The organism is Mesorhizobium sp. 113-1-2 (assembly GCF_016756475.1).
Taxonomy (GTDB): domain Bacteria; phylum Pseudomonadota; class Alphaproteobacteria; order Rhizobiales; family Rhizobiaceae; genus Mesorhizobium; species Mesorhizobium loti_C.
Window position 1 is genome coordinate 3,202,941 of sequence record NZ_AP023242.1, and the last position, 22,996, is coordinate 3,225,936.

Annotated in this window: 24 protein-coding genes; 12 read left to right on the top strand and 12 right to left on the bottom strand. The window is 64.6% G+C overall.

Going from position 1 to position 22,996, the window contains the following annotated elements:
* The first annotated feature begins 19 nt into the window (after window positions 1-19).
* Complete coding sequence (locus JN279_RS15425; protein ID WP_096448497.1) at window positions 20-2,581, top strand: cation-translocating P-type ATPase; 2,562 nt, start codon at window positions 20-22, stop codon at window positions 2,579-2,581.
* A gap of 49 nt (window positions 2,582-2,630) precedes the next feature.
* The gene (locus JN279_RS15430) at window positions 2,631-3,758 is read left to right on the top strand and encodes an AI-2E family transporter (RefSeq protein WP_244734604.1); all 1,128 of its coding nucleotides are present in this window, start codon (window positions 2,631-2,633) and stop codon (window positions 3,756-3,758) included.
* Window positions 3,759-3,782: 24 nt separating this feature from the next.
* Here the strand turns inward: JN279_RS15430 and JN279_RS15435 are convergent, their stop codons facing one another.
* The 7 genes from JN279_RS15435 to JN279_RS15465 all read right to left on the bottom strand — a co-directional run bounded on the left by JN279_RS15435 (window position 3,783) and on the right by JN279_RS15465 (window position 9,959).
* Window positions 3,783-4,478 (bottom strand): VIT1/CCC1 transporter family protein, encoded by a 696-nt coding sequence (locus tag JN279_RS15435; protein WP_202353227.1) that lies wholly within the window; start codon window positions 4,476-4,478, stop codon window positions 3,783-3,785.
* On the bottom strand, window positions 4,475-4,879 hold the full coding sequence (locus tag JN279_RS15440; RefSeq protein WP_096448491.1) for an OsmC family protein: 405 nt from the start codon (window positions 4,877-4,879) through the stop codon (window positions 4,475-4,477). Before JN279_RS15440 ends, JN279_RS15435 begins: the two co-directional genes overlap by 4 nt.
* A gap of 245 nt (window positions 4,880-5,124) precedes the next feature.
* Entirely contained in the window at window positions 5,125-5,949 is an 825-nt protein-coding gene (locus tag JN279_RS15445; protein ID WP_202353228.1) for an alpha/beta fold hydrolase, read from the bottom strand.
* Window positions 5,939-6,439 (bottom strand): SRPBCC family protein, encoded by a 501-nt coding sequence (locus JN279_RS15450; protein WP_202353229.1) that lies wholly within the window; start codon window positions 6,437-6,439, stop codon window positions 5,939-5,941. Before JN279_RS15450 ends, JN279_RS15445 begins: the two co-directional genes overlap by 11 nt.
* Complete coding sequence (locus JN279_RS15455; protein ID WP_202353230.1) at window positions 6,436-6,771, bottom strand: ArsR/SmtB family transcription factor; 336 nt, start codon at window positions 6,769-6,771, stop codon at window positions 6,436-6,438. Before JN279_RS15455 ends, JN279_RS15450 begins: the two co-directional genes overlap by 4 nt.
* Window positions 6,772-6,893: 122 nt before the next feature.
* The gene (locus tag JN279_RS15460) at window positions 6,894-8,690 is read right to left on the bottom strand and encodes an alpha/beta hydrolase (protein ID WP_202353231.1); all 1,797 of its coding nucleotides are present in this window, start codon (window positions 8,688-8,690) and stop codon (window positions 6,894-6,896) included.
* A 387-nt stretch (window positions 8,691-9,077) separates the two neighbouring features.
* Entirely contained in the window at window positions 9,078-9,959 is an 882-nt protein-coding gene (locus tag JN279_RS15465) for an aldo/keto reductase family oxidoreductase (RefSeq protein WP_096448483.1), read from the bottom strand.
* A gap of 93 nt (window positions 9,960-10,052) precedes the next feature.
* On the opposite strand from JN279_RS15465, the gene JN279_RS15470 reads away from it, so the two are divergent.
* From JN279_RS15470 to JN279_RS15510, 9 genes are all read left to right on the top strand, one after another.
* Window positions 10,053-10,958 (top strand): LysR family transcriptional regulator, encoded by a 906-nt coding sequence (locus tag JN279_RS15470; RefSeq protein WP_202353232.1) that lies wholly within the window; start codon window positions 10,053-10,055, stop codon window positions 10,956-10,958.
* A gap of 148 nt (window positions 10,959-11,106) precedes the next feature.
* Window positions 11,107-13,020: a diguanylate cyclase gene (locus tag JN279_RS15475; protein ID WP_202353233.1), complete on the top strand. Its 1,914-nt coding sequence runs from the start codon at window positions 11,107-11,109 to the stop codon at window positions 13,018-13,020.
* Between the two features lie 66 nt (window positions 13,021-13,086).
* The gene (locus JN279_RS15480) at window positions 13,087-13,419 is read left to right on the top strand and encodes an ArsR/SmtB family transcription factor (protein WP_202353234.1); all 333 of its coding nucleotides are present in this window, start codon (window positions 13,087-13,089) and stop codon (window positions 13,417-13,419) included.
* 7 nt (window positions 13,420-13,426) lie between these two features.
* A complete protein-coding gene (locus JN279_RS15485) occupies window positions 13,427-14,128 on the top strand; it encodes an aquaporin (protein ID WP_202353235.1) in 702 nt (233 codons plus the stop codon).
* Complete coding sequence (arsC, locus tag JN279_RS15490; RefSeq protein WP_202353236.1) at window positions 14,125-14,547, top strand: arsenate reductase (glutaredoxin); 423 nt, start codon at window positions 14,125-14,127, stop codon at window positions 14,545-14,547. The genes JN279_RS15485 and arsC overlap by 4 nt, the downstream gene beginning before the upstream one ends.
* A 65-nt stretch (window positions 14,548-14,612) precedes the next feature.
* On the top strand, window positions 14,613-14,933 hold the full coding sequence (locus JN279_RS15495) for an ArsR/SmtB family transcription factor (protein ID WP_202326610.1): 321 nt from the start codon (window positions 14,613-14,615) through the stop codon (window positions 14,931-14,933).
* A gap of 42 nt (window positions 14,934-14,975) precedes the next feature.
* Window positions 14,976-16,367, top strand: a complete 1,392-nt coding sequence (locus JN279_RS15500; protein WP_202353237.1) for an NAD(P)-binding protein — start codon at window positions 14,976-14,978, stop codon at window positions 16,365-16,367.
* The gene (arsK, locus tag JN279_RS15505; RefSeq protein WP_202353238.1) at window positions 16,364-17,605 is read left to right on the top strand and encodes an arsenite efflux MFS transporter ArsK; all 1,242 of its coding nucleotides are present in this window, start codon (window positions 16,364-16,366) and stop codon (window positions 17,603-17,605) included. The genes JN279_RS15500 and arsK overlap by 4 nt, the downstream gene beginning before the upstream one ends.
* A gap of 90 nt (window positions 17,606-17,695) precedes the next feature.
* On the top strand, window positions 17,696-18,292 hold the full coding sequence (locus tag JN279_RS15510; RefSeq protein WP_202353730.1) for a class I SAM-dependent methyltransferase: 597 nt from the start codon (window positions 17,696-17,698) through the stop codon (window positions 18,290-18,292).
* A gap of 21 nt (window positions 18,293-18,313) precedes the next feature.
* On the opposite strand, the gene JN279_RS15515 is transcribed toward JN279_RS15510, so the two are convergent.
* From JN279_RS15515 to blh, 5 genes are read right to left on the bottom strand one after another with little or no spacing between them, the layout of a single operon-like run.
* The gene (locus JN279_RS15515) at window positions 18,314-19,096 is read right to left on the bottom strand and encodes a sulfite exporter TauE/SafE family protein (protein ID WP_096448465.1); all 783 of its coding nucleotides are present in this window, start codon (window positions 19,094-19,096) and stop codon (window positions 18,314-18,316) included.
* Entirely contained in the window at window positions 19,093-19,527 is a 435-nt protein-coding gene (locus JN279_RS15520) for a DUF6691 family protein (RefSeq protein ID WP_096448463.1), read from the bottom strand. Before JN279_RS15520 ends, JN279_RS15515 begins: the two co-directional genes overlap by 4 nt.
* Window positions 19,524-19,934 carry a YeeE/YedE family protein gene (locus JN279_RS15525; protein ID WP_096448461.1) on the bottom strand — a complete coding sequence of 137 codons (411 nt, stop codon included), beginning with the start codon at window positions 19,932-19,934 and terminating at the stop codon, window positions 19,524-19,526. The genes JN279_RS15520 and JN279_RS15525 overlap by 4 nt, the downstream gene beginning before the upstream one ends.
* Complete coding sequence (gene bigR / locus JN279_RS15530) at window positions 19,931-20,236, bottom strand: sulfite-sensing transcriptional repressor BigR (protein WP_096457619.1); 306 nt, start codon at window positions 20,234-20,236, stop codon at window positions 19,931-19,933. The genes JN279_RS15525 and bigR overlap by 4 nt, the downstream gene beginning before the upstream one ends.
* 26 nt (window positions 20,237-20,262) lie before the next feature.
* The gene (blh, locus tag JN279_RS15535) at window positions 20,263-21,558 is read right to left on the bottom strand and encodes a bifunctional sulfur transferase/dioxygenase Blh (protein WP_202353731.1); all 1,296 of its coding nucleotides are present in this window, start codon (window positions 21,556-21,558) and stop codon (window positions 20,263-20,265) included.
* A 179-nt stretch (window positions 21,559-21,737) separates the two neighbouring features.
* Here blh and JN279_RS15540 point away from each other — a divergent pair, with 179 nt between their 5' ends.
* Window positions 21,738-22,952 carry an adenosylhomocysteinase gene (locus tag JN279_RS15540; protein ID WP_202353239.1) on the top strand — a complete coding sequence of 405 codons (1,215 nt, stop codon included), beginning with the start codon at window positions 21,738-21,740 and terminating at the stop codon, window positions 22,950-22,952.
* Window positions 22,953-22,996 lie beyond the last annotated feature (44 nt).

Below are 22,996 nucleotides of genomic sequence, written 5' to 3' on the forward strand. Positions count from 1 at the left end.
GCCATCAAGGATAGCTGACATGGCCGAGGTGCCGACAGATCCCTTTCCAGGCCTTTCGGAGGCCGAGGCGCAAGCCAGGCTTGCCGCCGAAGGGTACAACGAACTGCCGAGGTCCAACCAACGCACGCCGTTGCGGATTGCCTTCGAGGTCATTCGCGAGCCTATGCTGGCGCTCCTGCTTGGCGGCGGCGTTGTCTATCTCATTCTGGGCAATCTGGAGGAAGCGCTGATCCTGCTGGCCTTTGCCACGATGTCAATCGGCATAACCATCATACAGGAGACACGCACCGAGCGTGTCCTGGAAGCGCTGCGTGATCTCACCAGCCCTCGCGCCCTGGTCATACGCGGTGGTGAACGCAAGCGCATTGCCGGTCGCGAGGTTGTTCGGGGGGATCTCGTCGTGCTCGGCGAGGGTGACCGGGTACCGGCCGATGCCAGGCTTCTCCAGAGCCAGGATCTGCAGAGCGACGAATCCCTGCTCACCGGCGAATCCGTACCGGTCCGAAAGATTGCCGCCGACGGCGCCCCGCCACTGAGCGAATGCCGACCAGGCGGTGACGACCTGCCTTTCATATTCTCGGGTTCGCTGATCGTTCGCGGTTCGGGCATGGGCGAAGTCCTGGCGACGGGGCCACGAAGTGAAATCGGCAAGATAGGGCACTCGCTGAGTTCAATGGAGACGGAACCGCCGCGATTGCAGGCACAGATGCGGCGCGTCGTACGCATTTTCGCAATGGTCGGCGGCGCGGTCAGCCTCGTCGCGGTCCTGCTTTATGGGCTTCTGCGGGGCGGATGGCTTGACGCCGTGCTCGCGGGCATCGCGCTCGGCATGTCGATGCTGCCGGAAGAGTTTCCCGTCGTGCTGACGATCTTCATGGCCATGGGTGCGTGGCGCATATCGCAGGCGCGCGTCCTGACCCGCAGGGCCGCCGCGATCGAAACGCTTGGCTCGGCGACGATCCTCTGCACCGACAAGACAGGCACGCTCACCGAGAACCGGATGACGATTGCCGAACTTCGGTCCGCGGATGGAATGTCGTTTCGGATGGCGGACAAGCCGGGCACCGACCTGCCGGCGGCGTTCGCCGATCTGGTCGAGACGGGTGTGCTTGCCAGCGCCCAGATTCCTTTCGACCCCATGGAGATCGCATTTCACAAACTCGGCAAGGAACGGCTGTCCGAGCACAGGATTCTGGACAAACCGGATTGGGAACTGGTCCACGCATATCCGCTTCGACCCGGACTGCTGGCGATGTCGAATGTCTGGCAATCGACACGTGGCGATGGCAATTCGCTGGTTGCGGCAAAAGGCGCGCCAGAGGCGATCGGGGCGCTGTGCCATCTGAACGCAAGGGACTTCAAGGCCCTGAAGAGCTCGGTCGAGGCCATGGCGGCCGAGGGGCTGCGTGTGCTCGGCGTGGCCCACGGGTCTCATCGCGGCACCGACTTGCCGAAGACGCAACACGATTTCAAATTCGAATTTCTCGGGCTGGTCGGCCTGACGGACCCCCTGCGCGCGCGCGTTCCCGAAGCCGTGAGCGACTGCCGTTCCGCCGGCATCAGGGTGATGATGATCACCGGCGACTACCCGGCAACCGCCAAAATGATCGCGCGTCAGGCGGGCCTCGATGCCGAAAGCGTGGTGACCGGCAGTGAGATGCAAGCGCTCAGTGACGACGAGCTGGCACTGCGTGTGAAAAGTGCGACCGTGTTCGCGCGCATCATGCCCGAACAGAAACTTCGCATCGTCAGCGCGCTGAAGTCGAGCGGTGAAATCGTCGCCATGACTGGGGACGGGGTCAATGACGCGCCGTCCCTCAAGGCAGCCAATATCGGGATTGCCATGGGTGGCCGCGGCACCGACGTCGCGCGCGAGGCGTCGTCGATCGTGCTGCTCGACGACGATTTCGGTTCGATCGTCAAAGCCGTTCGGCTTGGCCGCCGCATCTTCGACAATCTGCGCAAGGCCATGGGGTTCATCTTCGCGGTCCATGTGCCGATCGCGGGTCTCTCGCTGCTGCCGTTGCTGTTTGGCCTGCCGATCCTGTTCGGGCCGATACATATCGCCTTTCTGGAGATGGTGATCGATCCCGTGTGCTCGCTGGTCTTCGAGGCTGAAAGCGAAGAAGACGATGTCATGCGCCGTCCGCCTCGCAATCCGGACTCGCCACTGTTCTCCGGGGCGTTGATCGGGTGGGGACTGATCCAGGGGGCGCTCGCCTTCGCGCTTCTCGCGGCCATTTACCTTGTCGCCCTGAGACAGGGCATGGCTGAGAACGAAGTCCGCGCCCTGATTTTTTTCTCGCTGGTGCTGACAATCGTGGGGCTGATTTTTGTCAACCGCTCCTTCAGCGCGTCGCTCTTGACCGCGCTCATCAGGCCGAACCGGTCGCTCATGATCGTTGTCGTGGCCGTTGCTTCAATGCTGGGCGGTACCCTTCTGTGGCCGTTTGCCACCAGTCTCTTCCGCTTCGGACCGCTACACCTCGACGATCTGGTGGTAACGCTTGCCGCGGGATCCGCCGTGCTGGCATGCTTGGAGTTGCTGAAGCCATTCTGGGGGGAGCGGCTGAAGGCCTAGCCGCGGATTCAATGAGCCGATCCATGACCAGTCGTCGGTTGGAGAAGAGTTGGATGTCAACAAGGGTTGGATACGTGAAGGAAATTCCCGGACGAACCGTTTCGGTGTTGGCAAGATGAACGCCGACAATCCACGAGTTCGTGGAAGCCACGTGGGCACACTTGTACTGGCCGCCGCCGCGATCGGCGGGATTGTCGTCTGCGTGCTTTTGGCCGAGCCATTCTTGGGCGCGATCACATGGGCGTTGGCCCTGGCAATCCTCTTTGTCCGTTTCCATCCCTGGATCGAGACGAAGTTGAAACACCCCAACGTTGCGGCGATGGTTTCGGTCTTGACGATAGTACTGCTCGTCGTTGTCCCGGCGGCTTTCCTGGTAGAGCGCTTGGTGGAGGAAGCTGCTTCCGGGGCAGCCTCCGTCCGAACCCGGGTGGCCGATGGAGAGCTCCAACGTCTCCTGGACGCCCATCCCGGCATCGCACCCATTGGAAGGTGGATCAATCAACAGATCGATCTGCCGTCGATTATGGCGAGCCTCGCAACATGGCTGAGCAACGCCGGTGCGACCTTCGTCAAGGGTTCCGTGTTGCAGGTGGCGGAAGTCCTCCTGACGTTCTACATGCTGTTCTATTTCTTGCGTGATCGGAACGCAATCGCGCGCCTGTTTCGCGATTGGATACCGCTGGAGAACGCAGACACCGAGCGACTGTTTCAGCGGGTGTTCGATACCGTCCATGCCACGGTATACGGGACGCTCGCCGTGGCGGCAGTTCAGGGTTCCTTGGGCGGGCTGATGTTCTGGATCCTCGGGTTGCCGACGCCCCTTCTTTGGGGCGTGGTGATGAGTCTGCTTTCCGTCGTGCCAGTGTTGGGTTCGTTCGTCGTGTGGATACCGGCAGCAATCCTCCTCTTGCTTGATGGTGATTGGGGCAAGGCCCTAATCCTCTCGGGCTGGGGCGGTATTGTTGTAGGCGGCATCGACAACGTCCTTCGTCCGATGTTGGTCGGAAACCAGCTGAGGCTTCACACAATTCCCGCTTTCATATCGATGATAGGTGGGCTCGCCCTGTTCGGGGCTCCAGGATTCATACTGGGACCCCTGGCTGTCACGGTGACGATGCTGCTCATTGAGGTATGGGCCGCGCGCGATAAGATCAGCAGCAGCAAGAAACAGGAATGACCTCGGGATCTGGGCGTCGGGCGTCTACACCGCGGTGCCGACCAGCGCGCCGATGCCGGCGGTGAGCGCCATGGCGAAGGCGCCCCAGAAGGTGACGCGCAACGTTGCGCGAAGGATGTTGGCGCCGCCCGCCTTGGCGCCGATGGCGCCCAGCAGGGCGAGGAAGAGCAGGGACGCAAGCGAAACCGCCAGCACCAGCATGGAGGCCGGCGACACCAGCACCATGAGCAGCGGCATTGCCGCGCCCACGCTGAAGGTTGCCGCCGAGGTCAGCGCCGCCTGGATCGGCCGCGCCGTGGTCATGTCCGAAATGCCGAGTTCGTCATGGGCATGCGCGGCCAGTGCATCCTTGGCCATGAGCTGGTCGGCGACCTGGCGGGCCAGGTCCGTCTCCAGCCCGCGCTTGACGTAGATCTGCGCCAACTCCTCGCGCTCGAATTCGGGCTGGGTCTCGAGCTCCTGGCGTTCGCGGGCGAGGTCGGCATTCTCGGTGTCCGACTGCGAGCTGACCGAGACATATTCGCCGGCCGCCATCGACATGGCGCCTGCCACCAGGCCGGCTATGCCGGCGACCAGAACCTGCGAAGCCGGCGCCGCGGCCGACGCCACGCCGACGATCAGGCTTGCTGTCGAGACGATGCCGTCATTGGCCCCCAGGACGGCGGCGCGCAGCCAGCCGATGCGCGACACCTGGTGGTTTTCGACATGCAGGCGGCTCATGCTTTTCTCCTGATCTTGCCTTCGAGTTTCGTGGCGGCGGCGACTGTATTGGAAATCGTGCCGTACTTGCGGACGTTCTTGTGCAGCAGTTCCAGCCGCTGGTCGGTTTCATCGGTGTCGACGACAAGCTCGTAGTCGATGGAGGCAATCCCCGGCGGGCTGTCACGCCGAACGGCATGCAATGCGACCCTGACGCCGCGCAGTTTGAAGCCGAGCATCGGGGTGACGCGCTCGATGCCCTTGATCATGCAGGCGGCGATCGCCGCCAGAAGCAGTTCGGCTGGATTGAAGGCATCGACCCGGCCCTCGAGACTGGTGTCGAGAACGAGTGCGGCGTTCTTGGCCGTGGCCACGCTGCCTTGCGCATCGGTCCGTCTGGCTTCAACGCTGTATTCCAACATGGGTGCCACCTGCTTCGCCGCCCGCGCGGCGGGCGCCGTTCAGGCGTTTCTAGCCACTTTTCAGCAACGCGGTTTGATCCAGGTCAGAATCCGGCCGTGCTGGCCCCGTTCACGTGCACGGCCTCTGCTGGTGGCAAGCACGACCGCCACTGTGAAAGCGATGGCGCGTCAACCGGCCTGCTGAGCCATCGCGATGAAGCTGCATGGTCAAATTTTCCTGTTGTTCGCCTCGGGTTGGCGTCCGCTCAATCCCGCCCGTTGAAAAATGCCGTCAGCACCGGCGCGTGCGCTGCGGGTTTCAGCATGTGGTTCTGGCCTGGCAGTGTCTGGTAAGGCGCATTGGGCAGAGCCTGCGCCAACGCCCTGTTGCCATGGCGCATCCATGGCGGGCTTTTTCCCCCATCGGTCACCAGTGTCGGCACGCCGAGCGTGGTCCAGCGGGCGGGGTCCAGCGGCTTGCCGAGCTGGTCGCCGGCGACGATAGCGCCGTCATAGGGCAGTGTGTGCGCCACCGCCTTGAGCTTGCGCCAGATCGGCGTCAGTCTCATGACCGCGATCAGCAGGCCGGGCATGCCGACCGATTTGAGAAAGGCGCTCACGGCGTCGCCGCGCCGGTCGTCGGCGATGGCTTGCCGGATCGTTGCCCAGTCGTCTTGCGTGGCCGCGCGGCTGTTGTCGACGATCAGCGGCGCTTCATAGAGCGCGAGCCTGCTGATGCCGGGCAGGCGGGCCGCCGCCATCAGCGCCAGCATGGCGCCCGAAGACATGCCCCAGACATAGGCTTCACCGCCAGCGGCCTGCAGCACGGCCTCGATGTCGTCGACCTCGCGCTCGACCGCGTAAGGCGAGGTGTCGCCACTGTCGCCACGGCCACGGCGGTCGTAACGAAACACGGTGAAATCGCCTTCCAGCGCCTTGGCCAGCGGGCCGCTCGGACCCATGGCACGCGAGCAGAGCGCGCCGTCGACGAGGATGAGCGGATGGCCCTGGCCCCGGCGCTCGCAGGCGATCGGTGTTCCATCCCGCGACAACACAGCTTGCGTGGTCGGCTTGGCGTTTTCAGCCAGCATGGTCGGCTCCTGTGCTGATCAACTGTTCCAGCCGGTCGAAGCTCTGCATCCAGCCGCCGCGCATGCCGAGCGCCAGCAGGCGCTCACGGTCGGCGGGGCTGGCCAAGGTGACTTCGAAATGGACATGAGTGCGCGCACCGTCGGCCGTGAAGCTGACCGTGTGGCGGCTCTCGCCGGGCGGCGTGCCGGCCCATTCCTGGATCTCGGGATCCGGTTCGTCGCGATAGCTCAGCCTGACATTCTCGACGATCTCGAGATAGCTGCCCTGGTTGCGGTAGAGCGCGCCGCTCGCGGTCAGCATGTCGATGCGCCAGCGGCCGCCGACGCGCACATCGAGCTGGCAAAGCGGGATGGTGCAGTCCCTGATGCCCCACCACTGCGCCACCAGAAGCGGATCGGTCCACAGCCGGAAGACGCGTTCGACCGGGGCGTTGAAGATCCGCTCGATGGCAAAGCTGCGGTCGGCCGTCGAGGATGCGGGCGCGCTCATTCCGGCCTGTCCGCGCCGCGCCGCAGGAGGTCTTCCATGCGATCGAAACGGTCTTCCCAGAGTTTTCTATAGTCATCCAGCCAGCGGTCGATATCGCGCAGCGGCTTGAGTTCGATGCGGCTGAGATGTTTTTGCGCCGCCCGGCTGCGGGTAACGAGGCCGGCCTGCTCCAGCACGCCGACATGTTTGGAGACCGCGCGCACGGTGAGCGCGAAAGGTTGCGCCAGTTCGGCAACCGAGGCTTCGCCATCGAGCAGCCGGGCCAGGATCGCCCGACGTGTCGGGTCGGCCAGCGCGGCGAATGTGTCGTCGAGGGAGAGTTGAACGGCCATTATGGAACCATATAGTTCTGGAACTAATTGGTTCTATAATGGGATTGGCCGGCTGCGTCAACGGGGGGCCGCGTGCATCGAGCCCCGAGTCGACCGTATGCGAGGATCCGGGTCCTCTCCGGTCACACGCGGGTGACGACAAATTTCACGACGAGGGCATAGATCAGCAAAATTGTGGCACACGCCCAGATGCTGATGCCGGTGGACAGCACCCAAGCCGGCACAGCCAGGATGACGATTGCCGCGAGCACCCATAGAGTGGCCCGCGTGCGTGACACAGCCTTCAGCCACTGGCACTGTTCCTCGACAAAGCCCGCGGCATCGTCCGATGGAGCCTGGCCATCGACAATGAACTTGGCAATGTTGTCCCATTGCGCTTCCGCAATGCCGGCGCCATGGCTGCCCTCTACATATCTGCGCTCAGCGATCTCGGGAGGGGCGTCACGTTTGGCCTGCCTGAAGCCGTCGAAGCCGGCTCCGCCCAGGTCGAAGCTGCGGAAACCTTCGAGGCTTTTCGGCAGAAGGGCCACCACCCAGTCCCTGCTGGCAACAATATTCAGAAAGCGTTCCACGCGTCCCTGTCCAATCGGTGTTTTCCAGTCATAGTCGGTCCGCACCACGCTGCCTGCAAACAGCACATTGCGAAAGGTGCAGGCCGGGTAGTCGACGAGTGCCCGCGCGGCGAGATAGGTACCGTTGGAATGGCCGACATAGTGGAAGCTCGAATTCGGATATTGCGCCACCGCGCCGACATATTGATCCATGAACCACTCCACCTTCTGGCGGCGTATCCAGGGTAGGATGAAGGGTAGCATGGCGAAGTAGCCATAGGTGGGCGTCCAGGCGCGGAAGATCGTCGGAGGCTTGTTCAGTTCTCGCACCTTTTCCGCGACACGGTGGGTCCAGAAGCCGTCGTCGCGGATGCCGTGGATGACGAACACCGTATGCTTAACCTTGGGATCGGGCTTCTCGATCTCGTCGATCAGCAACGAAGGGTTAGTCGCTTTGTCGATTAGATCTCGCTTCGTGCCCGTTAATGCGACCAGAAACCGGCTCTTGCGTGCCTGAGCCGCCGCTTGATCGTCGTCTGTCGCGGTGAAGCGGATGACACTGTGGTGATCCGTCTTGTCGAGTTTGATCAGGAAGTAGGAAGGGCTGCCCTCAGCATTGCCGTCGACAACGATATCGACTTGGTCGAAAGGGGATATGAGGTCGTCCGTGCTGCCGATGAGTTGTACCAGTATCGGCTCATGCGATGTCGCTGGCCCCGCAGCCTGTGAAGTCTCCTGCGGCGGTCCGGAGGCAAGTTGCTGGCGTCGATAGGCCAGCCAGTGCAGGCGCGTCTGGGCCATGAATGGCGCACCCAGCCGAATGTCGAAAATGGTCGGTGCCCAGCGTGGCAGAAGGTGGCCTATCAGGCCGCAGATGTTGAAGCCGATTGAATACCACCAGCTGAGGCGCGGCGAAATCTGCCAGCCGCGATTGAAGGCCGCCAGCAGGACGATCCGGCGCACCTTGTCGGCCCATTCCCGTTTTTGCTGGTGCTGAAAGATCTTCTCGGTCGCAAAGCCGGGAGGATTGCCCGATGCGACCAAAAACACACGCCGCGCAATCGTGGCCCCAAGACTATGCCCAATCAGGATGATGTGTTCGTAGGGTGGCTTGATTTTGACGAGTTCGTCTATGTCTTCGAGTATCTTCACCACGACGTCGACAGCTCGCGCCGACCTGAGTGAGCGATGATAGGCAAGCAGCGGGACGAACGTGTCGACGCGATGCGTACCTTTCCATGCTTCACGAGTGGCTTCGGCGACGTCGCCCATCGCCTGTGCCGTCGATCCCCAGCCATGTAGGATAACAACCAGTATTGCAGGTTGTCCGGCAGCCCCGGTGCCTGGCATAAAGCCCTTGACTGACATGCCCGTCCCCCTTTTCGGCAATAAATCATGCCTTGCAGAAGCCGATTACACGGCCCTGCGTCGGGTACGGCTCAAGCTGTCGCGACCGGTTGCGCTGGCCCCACCAGCGCATTCAACGCTCCGATCCTGGTTGCCCCTTCAGGATCGGGCTTTTGCTTCCCCGCCAAATACTTTCAAGCACCAGTATCAATACACTCTATACCTGATGGCGCCGAAGTCCACTCGATTGATGGGCGGTTAACGGGAATTTGAAGTCTTGTCCCGGCTTTGTATTCCTGATGCTTGGCTTCTACATGTCTTTGATTTGCCAGGGGCGGCGACGTGGAGGCGTGCTGTCGAAGCAGCCGGGACAGGTTCTGCCCCGGCTGGCATGGTCGAGCCGTCGCCTCAGGCGGCTGCCTTCTCGTCCGCTATGCCGTTCAGCACGGCGAGCGCATCGGCCGGCAGCTCCAGTTCCGCCGCCGCCAAATTCTCGCGCAGATGACCGACCGAGGAGGTGCCGGGGATGAGCAGGATGTTGGGCGCGCGGCGCAGCAGCCAGGCGAGCGCCACCTGCATCGGGGTTGCACCGAGTTTGCGGGCGACATTGGCCAGCGTGTCCGACTGCAGCGGCGTGAAGCCGCCGAGCGGGAAGAACGGCACATAGGCGATGCCGTCGGCGGCAAGAACATCGATCAGCGCGTCGTCGTCGCGATGCGCGATATTGTACTGGTTCTGCACGCAGACGATATCGGTGATACTGCGTCCCTGGGCGATCTGGGTCGATGTGACGTTGCTCATGCCGATATGGCGAATGAGGCCCTGGCGCTGCAATTCGGCGAGCGTGTTCAACTGCGGCTCGAGTGATCCTTCGGCGGGGCCGTGGATGCCATGCATGGAGCGCAGGTTGACCACCTCGATCACATCAAGCCCGAGATTGCGCAGATTGTCGTGCACGGCCTCAGTCAGTTCCTTGGGCGACATTGCGGGAAGCCAGGATGCATCGGCGCCGCGCCGGGCGCTGACCTTGGTGACGATGGTGAGGCCGGCAGGGTAGGGGTGCAACGCCTCGCGGATGATCTGGTTGGTGACGTGCGGGCCATAGAAATCCGATGTGTCGATGTGGTCGACGCCGCTGGCGATTGCCTCGCGCAGCACGGCAAGGGCTGCGTCGCGGTCCTTCGGCGGGCCGAAGACGCCCGGTCCGGCCAGTTGCATGGCGCCGTAGCCGAGGCGTTTTACGGTGCGGTCGCCGAGTTTGAAGGTTCCGGCCTTGCTGATGTCGGTCATAGTCTCATCTCCTGTGGATCGGCCCAATGTAGACAAGGCGCACCTGCACGATAATATGGTGCAATCGGCACAGCCTGTGCGGAAAGGCGAACAATGGCAACGGATCTCGGCGACCTCCAGGCATTCATGGCGGTGGTGCGCGCCGGCGGCTTTCGCGAGGCGGCGCGGGTGGGCAGCGTCAGCGCCTCCAGTCTCTCGGAGACGGTGCGGCGGCTGGAAACCGGCCTCGGCGTGCGGCTCCTCAACCGCACCACGCGCAGCGTGGCGCCCACCGAGGCCGGCGCGCGGCTGCTGGAACGGCTCGGCCCGGCGCTCGGCGAGGTCGAGGCGGCGCTCGACGTGGTCAATGGCTTTCGCGGCCGCCCGGCCGGCACGCTGCGGCTCAACGTGCCGGTCGTCGCGGCGAAACTGGTGTTGCCGCGCCTGTTGCCGCCCTTCCTCGCCGCCTATCCCGACATCCGCATGGAAGTGACCGCCGAGGACAGTTTCGTCGACATATTGGCGAGCGGCTGCGACGCCGGCATCCGCTATGACGAACGGCTGGAGCAGGACATGATCGCCGTGCCGATCGGCCCGCGCCGGCAGCGCTTCGCCACCGCCGCCGCAACGCCCTATCTCGACCGGCATGGCCGGCCCGAGCATCCGCGCGACCTGCTCGATCACGCCTGCCTGCGTGGCCGCTTCGCCAGCGGCCTGACGCCGCCCTGGGAGTTCGAACGCGACGGCGAGGTGGTGAGCGTCGAGCCGACCGGCCCGCTTCTGGTCAGCACCGGCACGGCAATGGCCCTTGCGCTTGAAGTGGCGGTCGCCGGCGGCGGCATCGTCTCGCTGTTCGAGGACTGGCTGCGGCCCTATTTCGACGATGGCCGGCTGGAGCCGGTGCTGGAACCCTGGTGGCAGGAATTTTCCGGCCCGTTCCTCTACTATCCCGGCCGCCGCCTGACGCCGGCGCCGCTGCGCGCCTTTATCGATTTTGTCGGTGGCATGCGCTGGGGGTAGGCCGCCGCCCTGGCAACGCAACCTTGCCGGCACATCCGAACAATCCAAACCCGGTCCGTAACACTTTGTTTTCTTGCCCGGCGTATCCACGAGGGCAGCGTCGCCGATTGCGGACGCACCCTCGACGCATCGAGAAGGGGGACGAAGCATGGGTTCGCCCTGGTCCGAATTGCTGGCCAATCTCGCGGTCGTTGCGATGTTCGTTTCGGTCTGGATCCACACGCATGTGTGGCTGGACCGCAGGCCGGCCGCGGTCAAGGCGGTGGCCTTCGGCCTGCTGATGGGCGCCGGCGCCGTCATCCTGATGCTGACGCCGATGCAGTTGCAGCCGGGCGTTTTTATCGATCTCAGGGCGACGATGGTTGGCATTGCCGGCTTCTTCGGCGGTCCTGTCGCCGGCATCGTCGCCGGCGTGATGGCCGGCGCCTTCCGCACTTTCGAGGGCGGCATCGGCGCCTTTGCCGGCGCGGTCGGGATCGCGGCGACCATGCTGGTCGGCATCACCGGCAATCTTGCGCTCAGGGGCCGCCGGCCCGGCATGGCCGATATCATGATCCTGGGGGCTGCGACCGCCTGCGGATCGCTGCTTGGCCTCAGCGTCCTGCCGCGGTCGGTCATCGAGACGGTTTTGCCAAAAGTGGTGTTTCCCTCGACACTGCTCATCTTTGTCTCCGTGGCGATGTCGGGGCTGGCGATCTATCAGGAACGGCGCCGCCTCGAAGCGCTGCAGTCGCGGCGCATCTTCAAGGCCGTGGTCGAGACCTTGCCCGATTGCCTCAACGTCAAGGACCTTGAGGGGCGGTTCATCGCCGCCAATCCGGCAACGGCCGAACTGATGCAGGCGGCCAACGCCAAGGCGCTGATCGGCAAGACGGATTTCGATTTTTACCCGCGTGAGACGGCGCAGGAATTCCGCGAAGACGAGCTTGCCGTGCTGGCATCGGGCGTCGCCTCCACCATCGAGCAACACGTACACCATGAGGACGGCACCGATGCCTGGCTGGCGACGCTGAAGGCGCCGTTTCGCGACAGGGCCGGGGCCGTAATCGGCCTGATCACGCACAATCGCGACATCACCCAGCGCAAGCAGCTGGAAACCGAACTGGCCGAAAGCCAGGCCAGGCTCGGCGACGCGCTGACGCATATGGCCGACGGCCTGGTGATGTTCGATTCCAACGACAGGCTGGTGCTGTGCAACGCCCGGTACCGCGCCCTGTTTCCGAAGACGGCGGACTTGAGGGTGCCCGGTGCTCACCACCGCGACATCCTGCGCGCCTCGGTGGCGCGCGGCGAAAGTGTCACGCCGCCCGACGCGGTCGAGGCGTGGATCGCCGACATCATGGCCCTGCAGACATTATCCAGCCACCGCCAGGTCCAGCTTGCCGACGGGCGCTGGCTCGATGTGCGGACCCGGCCGACCGGCGATGGCGGCAGCCTGAGTGTGTTTTCCGACATCACCGAGGCCAAGCAGGTCGAGGCCGAATTGCTGGCGGCCAACGAGAAGCTGAACCTCTTGGCACACCGCGACGGGCTGACCGAACTGTTGACGCGGCGGGCCTTCGACGACGCGCTGGCGCGCGAATTCGCCCGCGGCCGGCGCAACACGACGCCGCTCAGCCTGCTGATCATCGATGTCGACTGGTTCAAGCGCTTCAACGACCATTACGGCCATCCGGCGGGCGATGAATGCCTGCGCGCCGTCAGCCGCTGCATCGAGGCAACGGCGCGGCGGCCGGCCGACGCGGCGGCCCGCTATGGCGGCGAGGAGTTCGCGCTCGTCCTGCCCGAAACCGACGCGCGGGGTGCCTTCGTCATCGCCGAAACGCTGCGGAGCAAGGTGCGCGACCTCCGGCTTGCGCATGCCGGCAGCGAAAAGGGCATCGTCACCGTCAGCATCGGGGTCGGCACTTTCGACGGGAGCGCTGACATCGAGATCGCCGATCTGCTGCGGCGTGCCGACGAGGCGCTCTACGGCGCCAAGGCCGCGGGACGCGACCGCGTGCATGGCTGGCGCCCGCATCTCAGCGAACCACGCCCGACCGCTTCCCGGCGCAAAGCGTGAGCCCTGGCTGTCACGGCACTGTCATGGTCGGCTGCCATTAATCCATAAATCTGGATAGATGGATTGATGGACAGGACAGCAGCATTGCTGGCGCTCGCGGCACTCGGCCAGGAAACCAGGCTGGAGGTGTTCCGGCTGCTGGTTCGGGCCGGGGGCGAAGGTGTGCCGGCAGGCGAGATCGCCACGCGGCTGGGCACAGTGCAGAACACCATGTCGGCGCATCTGAAGATCCTCGGCCAGGCCGGGCTGGTGCATGCCGAACGCGACGGGCGCAGCATCCGCTATAGGGCTGATATGACAGGGTTCCGCGATCTGCTTGCCTATCTGATGGAGGATTGCTGCAATGGCGCGCCGGAGCTTTGCCAGCCGATCCTCCAGGCCGTGACCTGCAAATGTTGAGGTTGACATGACCGACCTTCGCCGCCGCCTCGCCGCCGAAGCGCTGGGCACCGCCATGCTGGTCGCCACGGTGATCGGCTCGGGCATCATGGCCAGCCGGCTGACCGGTGATGTCGCACTTTCGCTGCTCGGCAACACCCTTCCCACCGGCGCCATTCTGGTGGTGCTGATCACCACGCTGGGACCGGTCTCCGGCGCGCATTTCAACCCGGCCGTCACACTGGTTTTCGGGCTGCGACGCGACATCGGCTGGCTGGCGGCGCTGGGCTACATCGCTGTCCAGATTCTTGGCGGTCTCGCCGGCACGCTGGTGGCGCATGCCATGTTCGAGCTGCCCCTGCTCGAGGTGTCGGCAACGGTGCGCAGCGGGCAGGGGCAGTGGCTGGCCGAACTGGTCGCGAGTTTCGGCCTGGTTTTCACCATCCTTGCCGGCCTGCGCTTTCGCAGCGACGCCATCCCGTGGCTGGTCGGGCTCTACATCACATCAGCCTACTGGTTCACGGCCTCGACCTCCTTCGCCAATCCGGCGGTGGCCATTGCCCGTGCCTTCTCCAACACGTTTGCCGGCATCCGGCCATCCGACGTACCGGCCTTCATAGCGGCGGAACTGGGGGGTGCGCTGCTGGCGCTGGCGCTGGCCGGGTGGCTGCTGGCTGAACCCCAGACCCTCCCTGACAAGACCCTCACGCAAATGAAAGCCGCGCCATGACCATCACCATCTATCACAACCCGGCCTGCGGCACCTCGCGCAACACGCTGGCGATCATCCGCCAGTCGGGCGAGGAGCCGCAGGTGATCGAATATCTGAAGACGCCGCCGTCGCGCGAAAAGCTCGTCGAACTGATCGCGGCGATGGCGATGACGCCGCGCCAATTGCTGCGCGAGAAGGGCACGCCCTATGCGGAACTCGGCCTTGGCGATCCCAAATGGAGCGACGACGAGATCCTCGATTTCATGCTGGCGCATCCGATCCTGATCAACCGGCCGATCGTGGTGACACCGCTCGGCGTCGTGCTGGCCCGGCCGTCCGAAGCGGTGCTCGATATCCTGCCCAATCCGGATATCGGCCCGTTCACCAAGGAGGACGGCGAGGTCGTCGTCGATGCTGGCGGCAAGCGGGTGGTCTGAAGGCTATTTCGATATTCTTCGAAATATGGCTTGACGGTTTCCGTCGTTAGTCGCATGCTATTTCCATGAAACTCGAACAAGCAGCCAAACAACTGGAAGCGCTCGGCAATCCGACGCGGCTGAACCTTTATCGTATCCTGGTGCGGGCCGGCGAGGCGGGCCGGCCGGTCGGCTTCCTGCAGGAGAGCCTCGGCATCGCCGCCTCGACGCTGTCGCACCATCTGCACCGCCTGATCCTGACCGGGCTGGTCAGCCAGGAGCGGCAGGCGACGACGCTGATCTGCCGCGCCAACTATCCCATGATGAACGATCTCATCGGCTTCCTGGCCGACGAATGCTGCGCCGATGCGGCCTGCAATCCGGCAGCGGATGACGCGGCCGCCTGAATTTTTGCCTGTTATTTCCATAATACCGGAAGGATAGAAGCTATGGCCACGCAAAACGATCTGCCCATCGCCGTCATCGGCGCCGGCCCGGTTGGCCTGACGGCCGCCATTCATCTGATGGCCCGGGGCCTGCCGGTGAAGCTCTACGAAGCCGGCGATGGTGTCGCGGCCAATCTGCGGGATTGGGGCCATGTGCGGGTGTTCACGCCGTGGCGCTATTGCGTCGATGAGGCGGCCAGGAAGCTGCTCGAAAGCCATGGATGGCGGATGCCGGACGCGGAAGCCTTCCCGACCGCCGATGAACTCGTCGCGCACTATCTCGAGCCGCTCGCCAGCCTGCCGGAACTCGCGCCGGCCATCGAAACCGAGGCGCGCGTCGTCGCCATATCGCGCTGGGGCGCCGACAAGGTGCGCGGCAGCGAGCGCGCGGCACGGCCGTTCATGCTCGTGGTCGAAACCGCCGATGGCACAAGGCGCGACAGCGCCCGCGCGGTCATCGACGCCTCGGGGACATGGCGCACGCCCAACCCGCTCGGCGCCGGCGGCATCGCGGCGGAGGGCGAGGCGGACTTCGCCGATCGCATTGCCTACGGCATCCCGGATGTCCTTGGCCGCGATCGCGCGCTTTATGCCGGCCGCACGACGCTGGTCGCGGGTTCCGGCCACTCGGCGGCCAACGCCTTGCTCGACCTTGCCAGGCTGGCGGATGAGGCGCCCGGCACGGCCTTCATCTGGGCGGTGCGCGGAACCGATCTCGTGCGCATCTATGGCGGCGGCGACGCCGACCAATTGCCGGCGCGCGGCGAACTTGGCGCTAATGTGCGCGAGCTCGCCGAAAGCGGCCGCGTCCAGCTGGTGACCGGCTTTGCGACGCTTTCGATCCGCGAGCGTGACGGAAGGCTGATCGTCGAGGGGCAGGGCCAAGACGGTTTGCTGGAGTTGGGGCCGGTCGACCGCATCATCGCCGCGACGGGGCAGCGCCCGGATCTGTCGCTGACCCGGGAGCTCAGGCTCGATCTCGATCCGTGGCTGGAAGGCGTCAAGGCGCTCGGTCCGCTCATCGATCCCAACGAGCATTCCTGCGGCGACGTGCCGCCGCACGGCCACCGCGAGCTCAGCCATCCGGAGCCCGGTTTCTACACGGTCGGCATCAAGAGCTATGGCCGTGCGCCGACCTTCCTGCTGCTAACCGGCTACGAGCAGGTGCGCTCGGTCGCGGCGGCGCTTGCCGGCGACATGGCGGCGGCCGACGCCGTGCAGTTGGTGCTGCCCGAAACCGGCGTCTGCACCGTACCGGCAGGCCGCGCGTCGCAGGGCTGTTGCGGCGGGCCGGCGCCGGCGGCGATCGATGCCTGCTGCGTGGCGGATGCCGACGCCAAGGCGGCCGGCAAAAGCGGTTGCGGCTGCGCCGGCAAGATGGAAGCAGCCGAGTGAGCGACGGCAAGATCCCAGCCTCCGCCATCTGGGCGCTGGGCGCCACGCAGATCGTCGGCTATGGCACGCTGTATTACAGCTACAGCATCCTGGCGCCGGCGGTGGCCGCGGAACTCGCCTGGTCGCAGCAATGGGTGTTCGCCGTGCTGTCGGTGTCGCTGCTGGCGAGCGCCATCCTGGCGCCGTTCGCGGGCAGCCTGGCGGACCGGGTCGGGGCAGGGCGCCTGATGGTGCCGGGTTCGCTGGCGGCGGCAGGCGCGTTGCTGTTGTGCGCGCTGGCGCCGGGGCGCGCCGGCTTTGCCGTCGGCGTGCTGGCCATGGAACTTGCCTCCTGCTTCGTGCTTTACAGCACGGCCTTCGTCGCCATCGTGCAACTCGGCGGCGCGCGGCGCGGCATCACCCATCTCACCTTGATCGCCGGCTTCGCCTCGACCCTGTTCTGGCCGTTGACGACTCTGCTGCACCAGCATCTCGGCTGGCGCGAGGTTCTCATTCTCTTTGCCGCGCTCAACGCCTTTGTCTGCCTGCCGATCCATTGGTGGCTGGCCCGGCTTTCGGGCCGCGCCGGCAAGGCAAGGGAGCGGATCATCCCGGCGACGTCAGGCCTATCGGGCGTGGCGCCCGGCCGGCGATGGTCGCCGCTGTTCATCCTGGTGCTGGCCGGATTTGCCATAGAGGGATTCGTGCTTTCGGCGATCCTTGTGCAGATGGTGCCGCTGCTCACACTGGTCGGCCTCGGCGGCGCCTCGGTTCTGGTCGCCAGCCTGTTTGGCCCTTCGCAAGTGGCGAGCCGGCTGGTCAACATGCTGTTCGGCCGGGGTCTGTCGCAGACATTGCTGGCGCTCGGCGCGACCGCGGCACTCGCCGGCGGCCTTGCGGTGTTGCTCGTGGTGGCGCCCTCCGTTCCCGGCGCCATGCTGTTTGCCGTGCTCTTCGGCTTCGGCTCGGGCCTGATGAGCATTGTCGGCGGCACGCTGCCGCTCGAATTGTTCGGCCAGGAGCGCTACGGTTCCTATGTCGGCTGGATCACGGCGGCGCGCCAGTTCAGTTCAGCCTTCGCGCCGTTTGGCCTGACCTTGATGATATCGGGCCTCGGTGTTTTCCCGGCCCTGTGGTTCAATGTCGTGGTCGGCCTGTTCGGCATCGCGGCCTTCGCCGCCATCGCCTTGATCAGACGGCAATCACGCAAGGCTGAGGAGAGCGGCACGGCCGCGGTCGCGCCGCACGCCGCTGGATGACCGTCGCCGGCGCCCCAGATTTTGGAGGCGTTGCCTTTGGCGGCCTGCCGGTCAAAGCTGCCCCGCAGCGAAATGTTTGAGCGTCCGCCCATGACTGGAATGTTTCCCGCCACCTCCATGCCTGACCGCGATTGGTGGCAGGCGCTTTGGCCAGACCCGTCGGGCCTCTTGCTGTCGTTGGGCGTCGAGCCGGGCATGACGGCTCTGGACCTGTGCTGCGGCGACGGCTATTTCACCGCTCCTCTTGCGAAAATCGTCAGCGGCCGCGTCTATGCGCTCGACCTCGACCCGGACATGATCGAGGCGGCCAAGGCCGAGGTGAAGCAGCTCGGCGTTTCGGTCCTGAAATGGATTGTCGCGGATGCCGGCGAAGTCGCGGAACTGATCCCCGAAAAGATCGATTTTGTTCTGATCGCCAACACCTTCCACGGTGTGCCCGATCAGCCGGCCCTCGTCAAAGCCGTGGCCCGTACGCTCAAGCCGCGCGGCCTGTTTGCGCTCGTCAATTGGCATCAGCTGCCGCGAGAGCAGACGACCGTGCTGGGCCAGCCGCGCGGCCCCAGGACGGAGATGCGCATGTCACCCGAAGCGGTGTCGGCGGTTCTGGAGGCTGCTGGTTTCCGGCTTCTGCGAATGGTTGATCTGCCGCCGTATCACTACGGGGCGGTGTTCGAACACAAGGGATGATGCGGAAGTCCGGATCGGCCGCTATCCCAGGGTGAACGCGCCGATGCTGCGGTAGAGAACATAGCCCGCAACGACAAAGATCAGTGCGGCAAAGATGCGGTTGAGCACGTTCTTGTAGGATGCCAGGCGGGTCGCCGCCAACATGCCGATCAAGCCCCCGCCAACACCACCAACGATGAATTCGCCGGCCAACTGCCAGTCAACCATTCCCGATTGCGCGTAGTTGAAGGCCGTGGCGAGACCGAAGGCCGCGACGGCAAGCAGGGAGGTGCCGATCGCGTTGATTGTCGGCATTCCGGTGGCCAGGATCAGCCCGGGAACGATGAGGAAGCCGCCACCAATGCCGAAGAAGCCGGAGGCCGCGCCGGCGACGATGGCGACCGCTGCGGTCATCGCGCACATCTTGGCGTCGACAGGCCGGACCGTGGCCGAAGTGCCGCGCCTGGGTCGGACCATCAGGCCGCCGACCACCAGCATCAGCAGCCCGAAGAAGAAAAGCAGATGCGCCCCGTCGATTGACTTTCCAAGCGTCGATCCCGCGAAAGCCCCCACAGAGCCCAGTGCGGCGAAGACAAGCGCGCAGCGCCACCAGACGTGACCCTTCAAGGCATGGCTGCCGAAGTTCGCAATTGCGTTGGCGGCCACCGCAAGCGCGCCTGTGCCGATGGCAATGTGCGGCTGGGCGACGCCGACGACATAGAGCAGGAGGGGCGTGGCAAGGATCGATCCGCCGCCGCCGACCAGACCAAGGGTGAAACCGACCAGGCCGCCAGAGCCGACGGCGGCAAACGAGGTTGCTGTCATGACAGTCTCCCGAGAAGGAAGCGGTCATGGGCAACCATCCCGGCCAGCATAAAGGCCACGAAGGCCAGCGTTGGCGTCAGCCCTAGCGACAGCGAAGCCATCGCCGGGCCGGGGCAAAACCCGCCCAGGCCCCAGCCAAGGCCGAAGATCGCCGAGCCGACGACCAGAGGGGCGTCGATCCGCGTATTCACAGGCCAATGGAAGCGATCCGCCAGCAGCGGGCGCGACATCCGCCGGATAGAGGCCATGCCTGCCATCGCAACCGCGACGGCGCCGCCCAGCACGAAGGCAAGACTTGGATCCCACGCACCAAAAACGTCGAGAAAGCCCTGGACGCGGACAGGATCGAGCATGCCCGACAGCGCCAGGCCAAATCCGAAAAGCGTGCCCGCGGCCAAGGCGGCGACAGGCCGTAGTCTGGTGTGTCTCACAGGAAGGCTCCGCGAAGAAGCGCGACGGCCGCGATGCCGCTCGCAAGGAATGTCAGGACCGCGGCGATCGAACGTGGCGATAGCCGGGCCAGCCCCATCACGCCATGACCGCTGGTGCAACCCGAGCCCATTCGGGACCCAAAGCCGACCAGCAATCCCGCAAGCATGATCAAGGGCAGCGATGCCGTCACGGTCACGGTTGGCCAATGATGAAAGGCCGCGAAGTACACCACCGGGCCAAGCAGCAATCCGGCGACGAAGGCGGCGTTTGTCCAGACATCGATGCCCTGGACCACCTTGCCGACAATCCCGCTGACGCCGGCGATCCTGCCGTTCAGCATCAACAGGATGACGCAGGAAAGACCGATAAGGGCTCCACCAAGAAGGGATACGAGATAAGAGGTCATGGCCGGCCGTCCGAACAGAAGATCGTGTAAAGTGCCGCAACCAACTGAGCGGCCTTCTCGGCGGTCAGCCGGTAGAAGATCTGTTTGCCGTCTCGCCGCGTTTCCACAATGTTGGCGTCGCGCAACACCGTCAGTTGCTGGGAGAGGCTCGGCTGGTGGATGTCGAGCATTTCCTCCAGCCGGCTGACCGAATACTCGCCTTCGACAAGGGTGCAGACGAGCATCAGCCGCATTGGATGCGCCAGTGTCTTCAACAGCGCCGCCACTTCGCCGGCGCGCGATTCCATGTCGGCGGGCGACATCTTCACTGCATAAGGCTGGATCTCGCTCACCACACGGCTCCTTGCAACGCATCGAGAGGAAATTTCAGATAGCGCATACCGTTTGCTTCCGGCTCCGGCAGGCGCCCCGCCTGGATGTTGACCTGCAAGGCATGCAAGATGAGTTTCGGCATCGGCAGCGTTCGGTCACGCGCCGCTCGCAATCCGGCAAAGGCCTCTTCGTTCACGCCGGCCAGGTGTGCATTGGTGCGCTTCTGTTCGCCGACCGTGCTTTCCCATTTCGGCGCGCGTCCGCCCGGCTGGTAATCATGGCCTGTGAACAGGCGGGTTTCGTCCGGGAGCTCCAGGATCTTCTGGATCGATTTCCACAGGATGCGGGCGTCACCACCGGGAAAATCGGCACGAGCCGTGCCGCTGTCGGGCATGAAGATGGTGTCGTGAACAAAGGCCGCGTTGCCGATCACGTAGGTGATCGAGGCCAGGGTGTGACCGGGCGAAAACATCACGCGCGCCGCTATGGAACCGACCTTGAACGTGTCGCCATCCGAGAACAGCCTGTCCCACTGCGAACCGTCGACACGAAGTTCGGGCCAGTTGTAGATGCCCCGCCACAGGCGCTGGACATCGACCACCGGCGCTCCGATCGCGGTCGGGGCGCCCGTCTTCTGCTTCAGATACTGCGCGGCCGACAAATGGTCGGCATGAGGATGGGTGTCGAGAATCCATTCGACGCTCAACCCGTTCTCGGCAACATAGGACAGCATGGCGTCGGCGTTGCGCGTCGTGGTCGCTCCGGACTTCTCGTCGAAATCAAGAACCGGATCGATAAGGGCGCATTTCCGGGTGTCGGGGTCCGAAACCACATATTGCACGCTCCCTGTCCGGGGATCGAAGAATCCCTTCACGTCCGGTCGCAATTGCCTGTGCGCTTCGAACCATCGCGACGCCGCCGACAGGTCGATGCCGAGTTTCAAGCCGAGAGCCGCGATATCCTGGGATGACATACGGCCGTCGAGCGCCTCGCCCAATGCGTACAGGGTCAGGGCCCGCGTGCCGGTCTTGCAATGCGCAAAGACCGGGCCGCCGGCATCGGCCATGGCCGCCTGGAAGGCCCGCACGTCCGCCTCGGTGATGGTCGGCATGGTGACGGGTATGAAGGTGTAGGAAACATCGGCGTGACCGGCCGCCTCCCGCTCGGCGGCGTTTCCGGGCTGGGAGGCCTCTTCGCCGTCGGGACGGGCGTTGATCATTCCTGCAAACCCATGGCCAGCAAGCGACCGGATTTCGGAGATCGAGGGCTGGGGACCGACGCTCAGCACGTCATTTACACGGATCATGGTCATATCGAGCACCAGGGCTGTTATCAATATACAATTGCATATAATGTATAATGATAGCCCGCACAAGGGGTCTGCCTGGAAATGTGCAGCGGGTTGCCCGCCCGACGACCTTCTGCCATATTCGTCATATGCAAAAAACTTTTTTGCAAATGTTAAATATGGATCATGATCGGAGACTTCGAATGACCCAAGCCCCGGCCAATCCGGCGACCTCCGAGCTGGTCGAGCGCGGCCGCGGCCGTGTCGCCTGGATCCGTTCGCGCATGGCGATGCTGGCCACGCTGCGTGAGGAGTTCCGCGCCAGTCGCCCCTTCGCCGGCCGCCGCATCGGCATGTCGCTGCATATCGAGCCGAAGACGGCGGTGCTGCTCGAAGTGCTGGCCGAAGGCGGCGCCGAGATCGTCGGCACCGGCAATCACGGCTCGACGCAGGACGATGTCGTGGCCTTCCTGCAGAGCCAGGGCATCGGCGTGTTCGGTCGCCGCGCCGATACGCTCGCCGACCATCATGCCAATCTGGCACGCGTGCTGGACGCGCAGCCCGACATGCTGCTCGACAATGGCGCCGACCTTGCCGCCGGCATTGTCGAACGCGGCAGGGCGGCGTCCATCCTGGGCGGCACCGAGGAGACGACATCGGGCGGCGACCGGCTGCGCGGCGAACTGGCCGGCAAGGTGCCGTTCGCCTCGATCGTCATCAACGACAGTCCGCTGAAGGCGATCGGCGAGAACAAGCACGCGGTCGGCCAATCTGTGGTCGAAAGCTTCATGCGCATCACCAATCTGATGATCCCAGGCCGACGCTTCTGCGTCATCGGCTATGGCTGGTGCGGGCGCGGCATCGCGCAGTATCTGCGCGCGCTCGGCGGCCGCGTCGCGGTTGTCGAGGTCGACGAGATCAAGGCGCTCGAGGCCGCTCTCGACGGCTATCGCGCGGCACCGCTGGCGGAGCTGGCGCCGTGGGCGGAAGTGTTCATCACCGCCACCGGCCGCGCCGGCGTGCTGCCGGCCGAGGCGATCGCCGCCATGCAGGATGGCGCGGTACTGGCCAATTCCGGGCATTTCCCGTGGGAGATCGACACTGAGGGTCTCGCCGCCATGACGACCAGCACCACCGATCTGGACGGCACGTTGCGGCGTCTCGACCTCGCCAATGGAAGGCATGTCATCCTCGTCGCCGAGGGGCGCATGTTCAACCTTGCCGGCGTCGAGCCGAAGGGCAATTCGATCGAATCCATGGATATCGGCTTCATGCTGCAGGCGCTGTCACTGGAGCGAGTGGTGAAGGGCGAAGGTGCTGCGGGCGAAAACCTGGCGACAGGCGCGCAGCCGGTGCCAGACGACATCAACCGGCGCATCGCCCGGCTGATGATGGCTACGATGGGTGCGGCACGCTGACTATACTTGCCCGCAATTCCTGATTCTGGTCCTGGAAGGTTTGC

Coding starts and splice junctions, on each gene's coding strand:
- JN279_RS15425 (WP_096448497.1), top strand. CDS start 20: ATGGCCGAGGTGCCGACAGATCCCTTTCCAGGCCTTTCGGAGGCCGAG.
- JN279_RS15435 (WP_202353227.1), bottom strand. CDS start 4,478: ATGAGCCGCCTGCATGTCGAAAACCACCAGGTGTCGCGCATCGGCTGG.
- JN279_RS15440 (WP_096448491.1), bottom strand. CDS start 4,879: ATGTTGGAATACAGCGTTGAAGCCAGACGGACCGATGCGCAAGGCAGC.
- JN279_RS15445 (WP_202353228.1), bottom strand. CDS start 5,949: ATGCTGGCTGAAAACGCCAAGCCGACCACGCAAGCTGTGTTGTCGCGG.
- JN279_RS15450 (WP_202353229.1), bottom strand. CDS start 6,439: ATGAGCGCGCCCGCATCCTCGACGGCCGACCGCAGCTTTGCCATCGAG.
- JN279_RS15455 (WP_202353230.1), bottom strand. CDS start 6,771: ATGGCCGTTCAACTCTCCCTCGACGACACATTCGCCGCGCTGGCCGAC.
- JN279_RS15460 (WP_202353231.1), bottom strand. CDS start 8,690: ATGTCAGTCAAGGGCTTTATGCCAGGCACCGGGGCTGCCGGACAACCT.
- JN279_RS15465 (WP_096448483.1), bottom strand. CDS start 9,959: ATGACCGACATCAGCAAGGCCGGAACCTTCAAACTCGGCGACCGCACC.
- JN279_RS15470 (WP_202353232.1), top strand. CDS start 10,053: ATGGCAACGGATCTCGGCGACCTCCAGGCATTCATGGCGGTGGTGCGC.
- JN279_RS15475 (WP_202353233.1), top strand. CDS start 11,107: ATGGGTTCGCCCTGGTCCGAATTGCTGGCCAATCTCGCGGTCGTTGCG.
- JN279_RS15480 (WP_202353234.1), top strand. CDS start 13,087: ATGGACAGGACAGCAGCATTGCTGGCGCTCGCGGCACTCGGCCAGGAA.
- JN279_RS15485 (WP_202353235.1), top strand. CDS start 13,427: ATGACCGACCTTCGCCGCCGCCTCGCCGCCGAAGCGCTGGGCACCGCC.
- arsC (WP_202353236.1), top strand. CDS start 14,125: ATGACCATCACCATCTATCACAACCCGGCCTGCGGCACCTCGCGCAAC.
- JN279_RS15495 (WP_202326610.1), top strand. CDS start 14,613: ATGAAACTCGAACAAGCAGCCAAACAACTGGAAGCGCTCGGCAATCCG.
- JN279_RS15500 (WP_202353237.1), top strand. CDS start 14,976: ATGGCCACGCAAAACGATCTGCCCATCGCCGTCATCGGCGCCGGCCCG.
- JN279_RS15510 (WP_202353730.1), top strand. CDS start 17,696: ATGACTGGAATGTTTCCCGCCACCTCCATGCCTGACCGCGATTGGTGG.
- JN279_RS15515 (WP_096448465.1), bottom strand. CDS start 19,096: ATGACAGCAACCTCGTTTGCCGCCGTCGGCTCTGGCGGCCTGGTCGGT.
- JN279_RS15525 (WP_096448461.1), bottom strand. CDS start 19,934: ATGACCTCTTATCTCGTATCCCTTCTTGGTGGAGCCCTTATCGGTCTT.
- bigR (WP_096457619.1), bottom strand. CDS start 20,236: ATGTCGCCCGCCGACATGGAATCGCGCGCCGGCGAAGTGGCGGCGCTG.
- blh (WP_202353731.1), bottom strand. CDS start 21,558: ATGACCATGATCCGTGTAAATGACGTGCTGAGCGTCGGTCCCCAGCCC.
- JN279_RS15540 (WP_202353239.1), top strand. CDS start 21,738: ATGACCCAAGCCCCGGCCAATCCGGCGACCTCCGAGCTGGTCGAGCGC.